The organism is Streptomyces vietnamensis, from assembly GCF_000830005.1.
GTDB classification, from domain to species: Bacteria; Actinomycetota; Actinomycetes; order Streptomycetales; family Streptomycetaceae; genus Streptomyces; species Streptomyces vietnamensis.
Genome location: NZ_CP010407.1, coordinates 2,924,019 through 2,938,571, shown reverse-complemented (window position 1 = coordinate 2,938,571; position 14,553 = coordinate 2,924,019). Strand labels below are relative to the sequence as shown.

Here is a 14,553-nt window from a genome sequence, read left to right as displayed (position 1 = left end):
AATATCGGCTAGCCCTTGAGCTCGGCCGCGACGAGCTCCGCGATCTGCACGGCGTTCAGCGCCGCGCCCTTGCGCAGGTTGTCGTTGGAGAGGAACAGCGCGAGGCCGTTCTCGACGGTCTCGTCCACGCGGATGCGGCCCACGTACGAGGCGTCCTTGCCGGCCGCCTGGAGCGGGGTCGGGATCTCGGAGAGCTCGACGCCCTCGGCGTCCTTGAGGAGCTCGTAGGCGCGCTCGACGCTGATCGGACGCTCGAAGCGGGCGTTGACCTGGAGCGAGTGGCCGGAGAAGACCGGGACGCGGACGCAGGTGCCGGAGACCTTGAGCTCGGGGATCTCCAGGATCTTGCGGGACTCGTTGCGGAGCTTCTGCTCCTCGTCGGTCTCGTGCGTGCCGTCGTCGACCAGGTTGCCGGCGAGCGGGACGACGTTGAAGGCGATGGGACGCCGGTAGACGTTCGGCTCCGGGAAGGCGACGGCCTCGCCATCGAAGGCCAGCTGGTCGGCCTGCTCGGCCACGGCACACGCCTGCGTGCGCAGCTCGGCGACACCGGCCACGCCCGAGCCGGAGACGGCCTGGTAGGTGGTGGCGATCAGCGCGGTGAGGCCGGCCTCCTGGTGGAGCGGCTTGAGGACCGGCATGGCGGCCATCGTGGTGCAGTTCGGGTTGGCGATGATGCCCTTGGGGCGGTCCTTGACCGCGTGCGGGTTGACCTCGGAGACCACGAGCGGGACCTCGGGGTCGCGGCGCCAGGCGGAGGAGTTGTCGATCACGACGGCGCCCTGGGAGGCGACCTTCTCGGCGAGGGCCTTGGAGGTGGCGCCACCGGCGGAGAACAGCACGATGTCGAGGCCGGTGTAGTCGGCGGTGGAGGCGTCCTCGATGGTCACGCCGTCGACGACCTTGCCCGCGGAGCGGGCGGAGGCGAAGAGCCGCAGCTCGTCGACCGGGAAGTTCCGCTCGGCCAGGATCTTGCGCATGACTGTGCCGACCTGACCGGTGGCTCCGACGATTCCGACCTTCACGGGGACTCCTCCGTACGCGTGTGCAGGGTGCTGCCGGTCCATGATGCGTATGTCCCCGGCCGCCTTGTCCAATCCATTGTCCAAAGGGCGGGACGAGTCGTGGACGACGATCTTCCGGACTTCCGGACGCGAAAGGGGCGGGCACCGGTTCCGGCGCCCGCCCCTCACTCCTGCGGTGTTACGGGGTGACCGCGCCGATCAGGACGCTGCCGGTGCCCGCGACGGTGCCGCGTGCGTTGAGCAGCTGGACCTCGCCGAAGAACTGGCGTCCCTCGGGGGCCGCGCCGGCGACGACGACCTCGGCCGAGACCGGGGCGGTCGCGCCGTTGGCCAGGACGACCGGCTTCGAGGCGTCGACCTTCACGGAGCCGAGCGCGGACGAGTAGTACACGTCCTTGTAGTCGTACGTGGTGCCGCCCGCGGCCTGGACCGAGTAGCCGTCGATGGTGACGGTGTACGTGCCCGCGGCCGGGTTGAGCAGGGAGACGGACTCCTCCGAGTCGCCGTCCGCCGACTGGGCCACGGTCGCGCCGTTCAGCGTGACCGTGAGGTCGAGGTCGGCGGCCCGGTCGGAGGTGTTGCCGATCCCGATGTCGAGCCGCTCCACGCCCTCGCCGATGGTGACGGTCCGGGTCTGCTTCTCGTGGTTCTGGATGGTCGGCGTCTCGGTCTTCTGCGAGCCGAGGGAACCGCCCTTGAGGGTGCCCGTGATGCCCGCGAAGCGGTTGGAGACCTGCCACTGGACGGCGGCCGGGGTGCCGATCTTCGCCTCGGCGACCGTCTGGACGGCCGGGTCGAAGTCGGCGCCGAGGGCGGTGACGTTCAGGGTGTACGGGTTGTCCAGGTCCGGCGACGTGCGGCGGGCCTCGACCTCGATCTCCCAGACGCCGGGCGTCGGGTTCGCGTAGGACCGCAGGTCCGGGCGGCAGGTGTTGGCGGGGTTGTAGTGCGGGTAGCACGTCGTCGAGCCGCTCGACTCCATGCCGACGCCGAACGGGTGGATGGAGATGAACCGGGTCTGGCTCTTCTCCTTCAGACCGCCGAGCGCGACCTCCAGCGTCTTGGCGCCCTTCGGCACGGTGACGAAGTAGGACTTGCTGCTGTTGCGCTGCACCGAGCCGGAGGCGGAGAAGCCGTAGCCCGGGGCGACCAGGTCGTCCGCGACGACCGTGGTGGCGAGGATCTGCTTGTCGACGCCCTCGGTGCGCTCGTCGTCGGCCTCCAGGATGACGCTGTGCACGCCGGCGCTGGTGGGACGGGCCTGGAGCTTGACGGTGACCGGCTTGTTCAGCGGCAGGGAGATCTCGTCGTCGCCGAGGATGCGGAAGGTGCCGTCGTTGTACTTGAGGTCCAGCTCGTGCTCGATCGGCCGGTCCGGGCCGCTCGTGCGCGTGATGGTGACGTCGTAGACCTTCTTCTGGCCGACCTTGAGGCCGCCCTCGCGGTCGTACACACCGGTGCCGGTGTGCGGGGCCGGGAAGATCACGGTGTCGACCGGGGCCTGGACCTTGTAGTCGTGGGCGGTGGCACCGTCCTTGATCGACTCCCAGGCCTCGTCGATGTCGATGAGGCCGGCGCCCTGCTCGTGCGCGGCGACACCGGGGATGCGCTTCGCGGTCGAGGTCAGCGCGGTCCGCAGGGTGAGCGGGGAGAGCGCGATGCCCTTCTGCTTCGCGGCCGAGATCAGCAGCGCGCTCGCGCCCGCCGCCTGCGGCGAGGACATCGAGGTGCCGTTGAACATGCCGTAGCCGGCGGGCAGGGTGTAGCCGGCCTCGGCGACGCCGGCGCCCGGCTGCCAGGTCGGGGTGGAGCTGACGGCCGAGCCGGGGGCGGTGATGGTCGGGGTGAAGCCGCCGTCCTCACGCGGGCCGCGCGAGGAGAAGGGGAACATGGCGTACTTCTTCTCGACGGCCGAGCCGTAGTTGGCCGCCCAGGTCGACTGGGAGACGGCCGCGCCGACCGAGAGGACCTTGTCGGCCAGACCGGGGTCGCCGATCGTGTTGATGCCGGGGCCCTCGTTGCCGGCCGAGATGACCAGCTGGACGCCGTACTGGTCGATCAGGCGGGTGTAGAGGCGCGAGCGGACGTTGTCGCCGTCGTTCTGCTGCGGCAGGCCGCCGATCGACATGTTGACGATGTCGACGCCGCGGTTGACGACGAGGTCCGTCATGCCCTCGGTCAGGGCGGTGTTGGTGCAGCCGCCGGACCAGGTGCACGCGCGCGCGGAGACGATCTTCGCGCCGGGGGCGGCGCCGTTCATCTTCCCGCCGAAGAAGCTGTTGCCCGCGGTGATGCCGGCGACGTGGGTGCCGTGCGCGGACTCGACGAGACCGATGTTGACGAAGTCGTACTTGCCGCCGACCCAGGAGCCGCCCCACGCGTCCGTCGCGACGTCCTTGCGGATCTCGACGACGAACGGGGTGCGCTCGGCGACCTCGGTGGCCGGGTCGTCGGTACCGAAGTAGCCGATCTGGTACCCGTCCTTGTACGGCTTCATCGGCGCGTCGTCCGTGAAGTCGCTGTTCTGGTTCGTGTCCACGCGGACGGTTCCGGCGGCCGGGTCGTACAGCATGCCGAAGACGTCGGTGGTGTCGCCGTCCCGGTTGACGTCGCCCTTCGGGTCGCCGCCTGCGGTGAAGCTCTCCCGGAAGCGGCTGAACTGGTACGAGCCCTCCGGGGCCTTCCAGCTCTGCGAGGCGGCGGTGAAGACCGGGCCGGCGACCGGGGCGGCCTGGACGCGCCAGGTGTTGTCGCCCTCGGTGACCGGGTCGGTGGCGGTGACCCAGTCGACGATCTTGCGCTCGCCGGTGGTGGTCTTCTGCAGGGCCGGGTGGGCCAGGTCGACGCCCGAGTCCAGGATGCCGATGGTCACGCCGCGGCCGTCGGCCTTCGGGTGCTCCTTGACGAAGTCGACCGCGCCCGTCTCGTACGAGGGGTTGTACGGGTTCTTCGCCGGGGTGTCCTTGCCCGGGGCCGGGTACGTCGTCGTGACGGTGGTGCCGTCGACGGCACCCTTCACGGCGTCCGCGCCGGGCGTCGGGTCGTCCTGCGCGACCTCCGCCTGGAGGTCGACGGACTGGACGGAGGAGAGCTGCGTGGCGGCCTTGATGGCGGCGGCGGCCTTGGCGGTCGGCAGGGTGGCGCGGACGTAGCCGAGCGCGTCCTGCTGCTTGCCGACCGAGGCGCCGGCGACGGCGTCGAGCTGGGCCGCGACCTGCTCGGTGGCGCCGGGGACGGTGGCGACGAGGACGGTGACGTTCTTCTCGCCGCTCGCCTCGGCCTCGGTGAGCCGCTGCGCGTCGACGGCGCCGAGCTTGTCCGCCGGGTCCGAGGACTTGACCGGGGGAGTGGCCGCCGGGTCCTCGGCGGCGAGCACGGGCGCGGCACCGGTCGCGATGAGTGCCGCGACGAGTCCCGCGGCGGCCGCGATGCGCGCCGCGCGTCTGGGCCCGTGCATCGCGCTTCCGGGTATGGAGCTCTGGGTTTCGGGGGTGGTCATCTACATCCCTGCTTGTGAAAGGAGGACGTCCGGATTCCGATACCGGATGACCGCTCAGCCTTTCGCAAGTGACAGGGGTTTGTGGAGAGTTGCCCGGGGCCGGATTGCCGCCGCGGCGTAAACCCGCCAGCGCGGTGGAAGCGTCACGCGGGACGAACTCCCTCGAACGGGGGCGAGTTGCCGTGCCGTGCGGCTCAACTCTCCTTCGTGCGGGCGTAGTGGCGGGAGGCCTTGGCGCGGTTGCCGCAGGCCGCCATCGAGCACCAGCGACGGGTGCCGTTCCGCGAGGTGTCGAAGAAGTGCAGGATGCAGGCCTCGTGGGCACAGGCCCGGATCCGGTCGGGCGCGGTGCGCAGCAGGTCGAGGTAGTCGCGGGCGGCGGTCCAGCCGGGGCCCCAGGCGGGATCCGCGAACTCGGGCTCCTCGCCGGGGCCCTCGGCGGTGAGCGTGGCCCGGATGCGGCCGCGGTCGAGGACGGCGTCCACGCGCGCGGTGGCGGCGGGGTCGCCGGGGCGGTCGACGAGCGCGGCGAGCGCGTCCCGGGCGGCGAGGGTGTGCCGCAGGGTGGTCGCGTCGGCGGCGAACCGCTCCTCCAGGCCGTTGGCGGCGAGCCAGACCGCGAGCCCGTCGACGTCCGTCAGCAGGTCCTGGCGGACGCCTTCCAGGTTCCAGCGGGTGTTGAGCAGGTCCAGGGAGACGGGCTCGCCGGTGAGCGGCCGGGGGTCGATGGCGGTCATGGCGGACACCCTCCTCGATGGACTAACCCCTCAAGAGTACGTGAGAGGTTGACTCTCGCTCCGGCTAACCCCTAAAGTCGAGATAGAAGGTTAGCCCGAGAGGGGCTGCCCTGTCCGAGGGGAACCGTCATGTCCGCGATCGGCACGCTCGCCACCCACCACGTCGGCCTCAACGTCACCGACCTGACCCGCTCGCTCGCCTTCTACGGCGACGTCCTCGGCTTCGAGGTCCTCGGCGAGGGAGCGGAGAAGGACAGCCGCTACGCCTTCCTCGGCCAGGACGGCCGCCTGGTCCTCACCCTCTGGCAGCAGTCCGAGGGCACCTACGACTCCGGCCGGCCCGGCCTCCACCACCTCGCCTTCGAGGCCGAGTCCATCGAGCACGTCCGCGCCGCCGAGGCCGCGCTGACCGCCCGCGGCGCCTCCTTCGCGTACGAGGGCGTCGTCGCCCACCGCGAGGGCGCGGCCTCGGGCGGCATCTTCTTCCACGACCCCGACGGCACCCGCCTGGAAATCTCGGTCCCGAAGGGCGCGGAGGCCGCCGAAGCCCCGTCGGAAACGGCCCCGACCTGCGGCTTCTTCTAACCGCGCTTGGTTGTGGGCCGGTGCCCCGCCCGTTGTGGGCAGGCGTTCCGCAAGGGGCGGAACGGGTGGGCACAACGGACGGCGCCCTTGCCGGCGCCAGAGGCTTCCGCGCCTGAACCCGCACCCACCGACCCCGCACTCCCGGAGGCCCCCGTGAACACCGCGTACCACCCCGGCTCCCTTGCCGTACAGGAACGGCTCGGCGTCCAAGACCTCGCCGCCCACGTAGGCCGCTCCATCACCAACGGCATCCGCCCCATCGCCGCCGCCTTCCTGGAGGCCCAGCCCATGCTGATGCTCGGCGCGGCGGACGCCGAGGGCCGCGTCTGGTCCACCCTGCTGACCGGTGCGCCCGGCTTCGTCCGGGCCACCGGCCCGCACACGGTCTCGGTCGCCGCCGCCCTCCCCGAGGGCACGCCCGACGGCACCCCCGTCGGCACGATCGCCCTCGACCCCCGCACCCGCCGCCGCATGCGCCTCAACGGCACGGCGAGGACCAGCGGCCGCGGCTTCACGATCGAGGCCGAGCAGGTCTTCTCGAACTGCCCGAAGTACCTCCAGAAGAGGGAGTGGTACGGCTCCGAGCCCGCAGGCCCGGAGTCCGTCACCGCACGCCACGGCGAGGAACTCACCCCCGACCAGGCGCGCCGGATAAAGGCGGCGGACACCTTCTTCATCGCCACCGCCGCCCCCGACGGCGTCGACACGAGCCACCGCGGCGGCAACCCCGGCTTCGTCCGGGTCGACACGCCCCGGGAGCTCAGCTGGCGCGACTACCCGGGCAACTCGATGTTCCTGACCCTGGGCAACCTGGAGGAGGACGGCCGCGCGGGACTGCTCTTCCTCGACTGGGAGACGGGTCTGACCCTCCAGCTCAGCGGCCGCGCACACACGGAGTACGGCCCCGAGGGCCGAGTGACCCGCTTCCACGTCGACCACACGATCGAGACCCCGGCGGGCAGCCCCCTGCGCTGGTCACCCCCGGAATACTCCCCGGCGAACCCGCCAACACCCTGACCCCGTTGTGGGCTCGTCCGCCGCCCCGGTTGTGGGCAATCGTTCCTCCCCCGGACTCCGTCCGGGGGGACCCCCTGGGCGGAACGGGTGGGCACAACCACGACCGCGCCCCCGCGCCCAGGGCCCCCGACCCGCACCCACCGACCCCGCACCCTGGAGGCCCAGTTGACGACCACCGCCCCACCCCGCCGCGCCGCACCCCCGCGCCCTCGTCCAGGCCTCGCGCTGACCTCGGCCGGCGCCAGCGTCACCGCCCTCCTCCTCCTGGTAGCCATCGGCACCGTCCTCCACCAGCCGCTGCTCATCCCACCCCTCGCCGCCAGCATGGCCCTGGTGGCCGGCGCCCCCGACCTCCCCCTCTCCCAACCGCGCTCGGTCATCGGCGGCCAACTGCTCTCCGCCCTCACCGGCTTCGCGGTGCTCGCCCTGGCCGGGCCGGGCCCGTGGGGCGCCGCGGTGGCGGGCGGCCTCGCGCTCGGCGTGATGATGCTCGCCCGTACCCCGCACTCGCCCGCCGCGGCCACGGCCGTCATCGTCGCCCTCCAGGCCCCGCCGTTCTGGTCGTTTCTCGGCCTTCTCGCCCTCGCCTCCCTCCTCCTGGTCGCCGTCGGCCCGGCGGCCGCCCGTGCCACGGGGCGGACGTATCCCGCGTACTGGCTCTAACCTCGGGGCATGCAGCAGGAGTTGAGGGTGGCGGCCTACGCCGTGTGTGTCCGGGGCGACGAGATACTCCTCGCCCGCTGGGTCGCGAAGGACGGGACCAAGCGGTGGACCCTGCCGGGCGGCGGCATGGACCACGGCGAGGAGCCCGTCCGTACCGTCGTCCGCGAGGTGGAGGAGGAGACCGGGTACGTGACCGAGCCCACCGCCCTCCTCGGCATCGACTCCATCCGGCGCTCCTGGCTCCGCCGGCTCGGCGGGCCGGGCGACTGGCAGGGCCTGCGGATCATCTACGAGGCCCAGGTCACCGGGGGTGCCCTGCGCAACGAGACCGACGGCTCCACCGACCTCGCCGCCTGGCACCCGCTCGACTCCGTGTCCTCCCTCGTCCGCGTCGAACTCGTCGACATCGGCCTCGACCTGTGGCGCGAACGCCCTCCGGTCGGCCGCTCCCGCCTCACCGATCCGGCGAACGGCTGAAAGACGCTCAACCGCCGAAGGCATGATCAACCCCCGCTCGCCTCCCCGGGTCCCTTCCCCCGACCGCACCACAACGATCAGGGGAGCCCGCATGTCAGCCGCACGCACCGCACGTACCGTCGTCGCCGCCACCCTCGTGGCGGGTGTCGCCGCCACCGCCCTCGCCGCACCGGCCCTCGCGGCACCGGTGCGCCACCAGGACCACGCCGCCACCCAGCAGGCCCTGGACGCGGCCGTCGCCGACGGCGTGCCCGGTGCCGTCGCCCAGGCCCGCGACGGGCGCGACCGCTGGACCGGCACCGCCGGCGAGCGCAACGGCGACGACCGCTACCGCGTCGGCTCCATCACCAAGACCTTCACCGCCACCGTCCTCCTCCAGCTCCAGGCGGAGGGCCGCATCGACCTCGACGACCCGGTCGAGAAGTGGCTCCCCGGAGTCGTCCGGGGCAACGGCCACGACGGTACGAAGATCACCGTCCGCCAGCTCCTCAACCACACCAGCGGCATCTACAGCTACACCGAGGACCCCGCCTTCCAGGAGAGGGTCTTCGGTCCCGGCTTCCTGGAGCACCGCTACGACACCTGGACCCCGCAGCAGCTGGTCGACGTCGCCATGGCCCACAAGCCCGACTTCGAGCCCGGCGCCTCCTGGAACTACTCCAACACCAACTTCGTCCTCGCCGGCATGGTCATCGAGAAGGTCACGGGCCGCCCGTACGGCAAGGCCGTCGAGAACCGGATCATCAAGCCGCTCAAGCTCCGCGCCACCACCGTCCCCGGGACCCGCTCGGCCATGCCGGAGCCCAGCAGCCCGGCGTACTCCAAGCTCTCCCGGGACGTGAACGCCCCCGTCCACGAGGTCTCCGACCTCAACCCGAGCATCGCGGGCGCGGCGGGCGAGATCATCTCCGACTCCCGCGACCTGCAGACCTTCTACTCGGCCCTGCTCAAGGGCCGGCTCCTCACGAAGGGCGGTCTGAAGGAGATGACGACCACGGTGCAGATCTCCCCCGAGTACCCGAACGTGGGCTACGGTCTCGGGCTCATGAAGCAGAAGCTCAGCTGCGGAGTGGAGGTCTGGGGCCACGGCGGCGGCATCCACGGCTCCACCTCGCTGGCCCACGTGACCCGCGACGGCGAGCACTCCCTCGCCGGGAACTTCAACGCCGACTGGGCGGGCGACACCGAGAAGGTCATCGAGGCCGAGTTCTGCGGGACCGCCCCGAAGAAGTAGGCCGTCACCTGGGCAGGACGACGACGTACGCGGCGGGCTGCCGGTCCGGCGCGGCCATCAGGGCCGTACGGACCACGGTGGCCTGCTGGTCCATCGCCTCGCGCAGCTTGCGCGGGGTGAGGTGGACGACCGTGATGCCGAGCCGCTCCAGGTGCTCCCGCTTGCGGGTGTACTCGCTCCACAGCTCGTCGTCGTCCTGCCGGGGCGCCCGGGTGTCCAGCTCCACGGCGACCGCCTGGTCCGGCCAGTAGGCGTCCACCCCGCCCAGGTGCGGGCCGCCCGGCAGTCGCAGGTCCACGTTCCACAGCGGGTCCGGCAGCGCGAACTCCCGCACCATCTCGTAGAGCCGCTGCTCGGAGAGCGAGCGGCCCTCGGCGAGCAGGGCGTCCACCGCGTCCACCACGTGCGGCCGGGAGAGCAGCCGGGCCCGGCTCAACTCCCGTACGACCACGCCCGGTTCGCAGTGCCCGCCGCGTACGGCCTCGGTGAGCAGCCGGCGCACCGTCTCCGCGTCCGAGAGGCCCGACACCGCGTCGGCGACGGCGCGGGCGACCGGGGCGACGGGGACGCCGGTGAGCTCCACCGGCTCCGGCGACTCGGGGGCGCGCACGACCCGCACCCAGCCGGTCGAGCGCAGCCGCCGAGTGCGCGGCACGAGCACGTCGATGCGCTCCAGGGCGGTGAGCGGGGGAGCGGAGGAGAAGCGGTGCAGGGTCAGGGCGGCGAGGCCGGTGATCATCGGCTCGGGGCCCTGCGAGGGCACGGCCCCGGTCCTGCGGGCGTAGAGCAGTGCCGCGTTCAACCGGTCCTCGCTGGTGGGGGTCCCGGCCTTGAGCAGGAAGACGCCGGGCAGCAGCTGCTGCCAGCCGCCGGGCCGGCAGCGCGCGGCGACCTCGGCGGCGGGGATGCCCTGCTCCCTCAACTGGTCGGCGGACGCGAGCCGTTGCTCCCGACCGGTGTGGGAGGAGAGGGGGAGGGGGCGGGGGGTGATGGGGGTGTTGTGGTTCATGCCGGGGGTCTTCCGCGCCCGAAGGCTCCCCTAACCCCTGTTACACGCTCGTCGACATTTAGGGACAACCTCGCCCTAAAGTACGCACGTTCGACTGCCGATGGGGGCCACGGTCCGCGGCCCCCATCGGCCGGAACTCACGAGGCCAGGCCGTCGCACTCCTGCGCCCGCAGCGCCCGCGCCAGGTCGTCCCGCGCCTCCAGCACGAGACGACGCAGCGCCGGCGCGGCCGACTCGTGCTCCGACAGCCACGCGTCCGTCGCGGCCAGCGTCTCCGGGCGGTCCTGGAGCCCCGGGAACAGGCCCCGGACCACGTCGATGCCGATCTGGATCGACCGCTCGCCCCACAGCCGCTCGATCGCCGCGAAGTACTTCTCCGCGTACGGCGCGATCAGCTCGCGCTGCGAGGGCTGGACGAAGCCCGCGATGGTCGCCTCGACCAGCGCGTTCGACAGGGTGTCCGACTCGACGACCTGCGCCCAGGCCTGCGCCTTGACCGCCGCCGAGGGCCGCGAGGCGAGCAGACGGGTCTGGTGGCGCTTGCCCGACGCCGTGTCGTCCAGGGCGAGCTCCTCGCCGATCCGGGTCTCGTCCGCACGGCCGTGCACGGCCAGCGGGGAGAGCAGCGCCCAGCGCAGCTCCTGGTCGACGTCGAGGCCGTCGATCTTCGCCGTGCCGTCGAGCAGCCCCTCCAGGAGCTGGAAGTCGGCGTCGGTGGTCGCGGTCGCCGCGAAGAACCGCGCCCAGGTCAGCTGGTGCTCGCTGCCCGGCTCGGCGACCCGCAGCTCGCGCAGCCCGCCCTCGGCGAGCAGCCGCCCGCCCTCCTCGCGCCACGCGGGAGCCGCGTACAGCGTGACGGCCGACTTCGTCCAGCCGTGCACCATCTGCAGGACGCCGATGTCGGTCTCGCGGCCCGCGAAGGCGAGCGCGACGGCGACGAAGTCCCGGGCCGGCATGAGCCCGTCGCGGGTCAGGTTCCACAGCGCCGACCAGCACAGGGCGCGGGCCAGCGGGTCGGTGATGTCGCCGAGGTGTGCCCGCAGCGTCGCGAGCGAGCCCTCGTCGAAGCGGATCTTGCAGTAGGTGAGGTCGTCGTCGTTGACGAGCACCAGGTCGGGCTTGGCCTCGCCCGCGAGCTCGGTGACGACGGTCCGGACGCCGGTGATGTCCGCCTCGGCCCGCGCGTACCGCACGAGCTCCCCGCCCGAGAGCCGGTAGAGGCCGACGGCGGCTCGGTGGGGACGCAGCTCGTCGCCCTCCTGGAGGACGGCGAGCTCGGTGATCCGGCCCTCCGCGTCGTAGGTGACGGCCGGGGTCAGGCTGTTGACGCCGGAGGTCTGGAGCCAGGACTTCGCCCAGGCCTTCATGTCGCGCCCGGAGGTCTCCTCCAGGATCGCGAGGAGGTCGGCCAGGCGTGTGTTCCCGTAGGCGTGGCGCTTGAAGTAGCGGCGCGCGCCCTCCAGGAACGCGTCCCGCCCGGCGTACGCGACGAGCTGCTTGAGCACCGAGGCGCCCTTGGCGTACGTGATGCCGTCGAAGTTGAGCTTGGCGTCCTCCAGGTCACGGATGTCGGCCGTGACCGGGTGCGTGGACGGCAGCTGGTCGGCACGGTACGCCCAGGCCTTGCGGTTGTTGGCGAAGGTCACCCAGCTGTTGGTGAAGCGGGTGGCCTCGGCGTTCGCGAAGGAGCCCATGAAGTCCGCGAAGGACTCCTTCAGCCACAGGTCGTCCCACCACACCATGGTGACCAGGTCGCCGAACCACATGTGCGCCATCTCGTGCAGGATGACGTTGGCCCGGCTCTCGTACGCGGCCTGGGTGACCTTGCCCCGGTAGATGTACTCCTCGCGGAAGGTCACCATGCCCGGGTTCTCCATCGCGCCGAGGTTGTACTCGGGGACGAAGGCCTGGTCGTACTTCCCGAAGGGGTACGGGTAGTCGAAGTTGTCGTGGAAGAAGTCGAAGCCCTGCTTGGTGATCAGGAAGACGTCGTCGGCGTCGAAGTGCTTCGCGAGCGACTTCCGGCACATCGCGCCGAGCGGGATCTCCAGGTCGCCGCGCGTGTAGCTGTCGGTGACGTAGTGGTACGGGCCGGCCACGACGCACGTGATGTACGTGGAGATCGGCGCGGTCTCCGCGAACCGCCACACGCCCTCGGCGTCCTGCTCCCCGGCGCCGTTGCTCCACACCGTCCAGCCCTCGGGCGCGGTCACCGAGAAGCGGTACGGGGCCTTGAGGTCGGGCTGCTCGAAGTTGGCGTACACCCGGCGGGCGTCGGCCGGCTCGTACTGCGTGTAGAGGTAGACCTCGCCGTCCTCCGGGTCGACGAAGCGGTGCATGCCCTCGCCGGTGCGGCTGTAGGCGCACTGCGCGTCCACCACGAGCACGTTCTCGTCGGCCAGGTCGGCGAGCGCGATCCGCGCGCCGTCGAAGACGACCGCCGGGTCGAGGGAGCGGCCGTTGAGCGTGACCGCGTTCACGGACGGGGCGATCAGGTCCACGAAGGTGGCGTCGCCCGCCCCCGTACGGCGGAAGCGGATCGTCGTCTGTGAGCGGAAGGTGCGCACCGCCTCGTCGGAGTCGCCGACCGCCGACCTGAGGTCGAGGACGACCTCGTACCCGTCGACGGACAGCAGCGCGGCCCGCTCGTGGGCCTCGTCGCGGGACAGATTCTCACCGGGCACGGTCACTCCTTCGTGGCGCGTTCGAAACAGCACCGATCCTCCCATGCGCTGCTGTCACGCGGCACATGGCGATGCCGACGCGCGGGAATGCGGCCGGTCCCCCGGGATGTTCCCTCTTTTCGGCGCAACCCCTTCATCGCGGCCTTACCGAGGAGTGACATGTCCGAAAGCAGGACCACCGCCGACTTCTACTTCGACCCGCTGTGCCCGTGGGCCTGGATGACCTCCCGCTGGATGCTGGAGGTGGAGCAGGTGCGCCCGGTCGACGTGCGCTGGAAGGTCATGAGCCTGGCCGTGCTCAACGAGAACCGGCTCGACGAGGTCCCCGCCGAGTACCGCGAGATGCTGGAGACCCAGGCCTGGGGCCCGGTCCGCGTGGTGATCGCCGCCCAGCAGCTGCACGGCGACGAGGTCGTCGGCAAGCTCTACACGGCGCTCGGCACCCGCTTCCACAACAACGGCGAGGGCCCGACCCGCGAGGCGATCGCCGGCGCGCTGAAGGACGTCGGCCTGCCCGAGGACCTGGCGGACTTCGCCGACAAGGACACGTACGACACCGAGCTGCGCGCCTCCCACACGGAGGGCATCGAGAAGGTCGGCCAGGACGTCGGCACCCCGGTCATCGCGGTGCCGGGCCCGACGGGCGACGAGGTCGCCTTCTTCGGTCCGGTCGTCACTCCGACCCCGCGCGGCGAGGCTGCGGCCCGGCTGTGGGACGGCACGCTGCTCGTGGCCTCGACGCCGGGCTTCTACGAGATCAAGCGCACGCGGACGGCGGCGCCCAGCTTCGAGTAGTAGGCCCGCACGGCAGACGGCCCCCGCGATTCACGTCATCGCGGGGGCCGTCCTCTTTTCCGCCTGCCCGGTGAAGGTTGAGAAGACGATCACGAGCAGGAGCCTTTTTCAGACGAAGATCAGAAGGAGATCAGCGGCACCGAGGCCTTCGCCGACAGGTAGCGCTTGTACACGTCCTGCCAGTTGACGACCTGCCACATGGCCTCGATGAAGTCGACCTTCTGGTTCTTGTACTGGAGGTAGAAGGCGTGCTCCCAGGCGTCGAAGACCAGGATCGGGACCGAGCCCTGGCCGACGTTGCCCTGGTGGTCGTAGACCTGCTCGACGATGAGGCGGCCGCTGATCGGCTCGTACGCGAGGACGCCCCAGCCGGAGCCCTGGGTGGTCGCGGAGGCCTTGGTCAGCTGGGCCTTGAACTTGGCGAAGGAGCCGAAGGACTCGGTGATCGCGTCCGCGAGCTCACCGACGCCGTCGGCGGCCAGCGGCTCGCCGCCGCCCTCGCCGCCCTTCGGGCTGGCCATGTTGTTCCAGTAGATGGAGTGCAGGATGTGGCCGGAGAGGTGGAAGGCCAGGTTCTTCTCCAGGCCGTTGATCGCCCCCCACTGGTCCTTCTCGCGCGCCTCCTCCAGCTGCTCCAGGGTGTCGTTCGCGCCCTTCACGTACGCGGCGTGGTGCTTGTCGTGGTGCAGCTCGATGATCTGCGGATTGATCACCGGCTCCAGCGCCGCGTAGTCGTACGGCAGCTCCGGAAGTGTGTAGATCGCCATGTGCCCGAGCCCTTCGACGGCTTATTGCAAGCTGTATGCAAGTGCAGGCTAGCAGTAGGTG

The 14,553-nt window shown here is 71.4% G+C and carries 12 protein-coding genes; 6 read left to right on the top strand and 6 right to left on the bottom strand.

Annotated elements, in window-relative coordinates; all coding sequences use genetic code 11:
• Positions 1 to 8: 8 nt before the first annotated feature.
• The 3 genes from SVTN_RS13090 to SVTN_RS13080 form a co-directional block, all read right to left on the bottom strand.
• Entirely contained in the window at positions 9 to 1,025 is a 1,017-nt protein-coding gene (locus tag SVTN_RS13090; protein ID WP_041129252.1) for an aspartate-semialdehyde dehydrogenase, read from the bottom strand.
• A 178-nt stretch (positions 1,026 to 1,203) separates the two neighbouring features.
• Positions 1,204 to 4,524: a S8 family serine peptidase gene (locus SVTN_RS13085; protein ID WP_041129251.1), complete on the bottom strand. Its 3,321-nt coding sequence runs from the start codon at positions 4,522 to 4,524 to the stop codon at positions 1,204 to 1,206.
• Between the two features lie 194 nt (positions 4,525 to 4,718).
• The gene (locus SVTN_RS13080) at positions 4,719 to 5,261 is read right to left on the bottom strand and encodes a CGNR zinc finger domain-containing protein (RefSeq protein ID WP_041129250.1); all 543 of its coding nucleotides are present in this window, start codon (positions 5,259 to 5,261) and stop codon (positions 4,719 to 4,721) included.
• 129 nt (positions 5,262 to 5,390) lie between these two features.
• Here SVTN_RS13080 and SVTN_RS13075 point away from each other — a divergent pair, with 129 nt between their 5' ends.
• The 5 genes from SVTN_RS13075 (at position 5,391) to SVTN_RS13055 (ending at position 9,237) form a co-directional block, all read left to right on the top strand.
• Positions 5,391 to 5,846, top strand: a complete 456-nt coding sequence (locus SVTN_RS13075) for a VOC family protein (RefSeq protein WP_041129249.1) — start codon at positions 5,391 to 5,393, stop codon at positions 5,844 to 5,846.
• A gap of 153 nt (positions 5,847 to 5,999) precedes the next feature.
• Entirely contained in the window at positions 6,000 to 6,863 is an 864-nt protein-coding gene (locus tag SVTN_RS13070; protein ID WP_041129248.1) for a pyridoxamine 5'-phosphate oxidase family protein, read from the top strand.
• A 165-nt stretch (positions 6,864 to 7,028) separates the two neighbouring features.
• A complete protein-coding gene (locus SVTN_RS13065) occupies positions 7,029 to 7,526 on the top strand; it encodes an HPP family protein (protein ID WP_245727527.1) in 498 nt (165 codons plus the stop codon).
• A gap of 9 nt (positions 7,527 to 7,535) precedes the next feature.
• A complete protein-coding gene (locus tag SVTN_RS13060) occupies positions 7,536 to 8,003 on the top strand; it encodes an NUDIX hydrolase (RefSeq protein WP_041129247.1) in 468 nt (155 codons plus the stop codon).
• Between the two features lie 91 nt (positions 8,004 to 8,094).
• Entirely contained in the window at positions 8,095 to 9,237 is a 1,143-nt protein-coding gene (locus tag SVTN_RS13055) for a serine hydrolase domain-containing protein (protein WP_041129246.1), read from the top strand.
• A 4-nt stretch (positions 9,238 to 9,241) separates the two neighbouring features.
• Here the strand turns inward: SVTN_RS13055 and SVTN_RS13050 are convergent, their stop codons facing one another.
• Complete coding sequence (locus SVTN_RS13050; protein ID WP_041129245.1) at positions 9,242 to 10,246, bottom strand: hypothetical protein; 1,005 nt, start codon at positions 10,244 to 10,246, stop codon at positions 9,242 to 9,244.
• Between the two features lie 137 nt (positions 10,247 to 10,383).
• On the bottom strand, positions 10,384 to 12,930 hold the full coding sequence (pepN, locus tag SVTN_RS13045) for an aminopeptidase N (protein WP_174518256.1): 2,547 nt from the start codon (positions 12,928 to 12,930) through the stop codon (positions 10,384 to 10,386).
• A gap of 159 nt (positions 12,931 to 13,089) precedes the next feature.
• Here pepN and SVTN_RS13040 point away from each other — a divergent pair, with 159 nt between their 5' ends.
• Entirely contained in the window at positions 13,090 to 13,725 is a 636-nt protein-coding gene (locus SVTN_RS13040; protein ID WP_041129243.1) for a mycothiol-dependent nitroreductase Rv2466c family protein, read from the top strand.
• 119 nt (positions 13,726 to 13,844) lie between these two features.
• Here SVTN_RS13040 and SVTN_RS13035 read toward each other — a convergent pair whose 3' ends face one another.
• Positions 13,845 to 14,492 carry a superoxide dismutase gene (locus SVTN_RS13035; protein WP_041129242.1) on the bottom strand — a complete coding sequence of 216 codons (648 nt, stop codon included), beginning with the start codon at positions 14,490 to 14,492 and terminating at the stop codon, positions 13,845 to 13,847.
• Between the last annotated feature and the right edge of the window lie 61 nt (positions 14,493 to 14,553).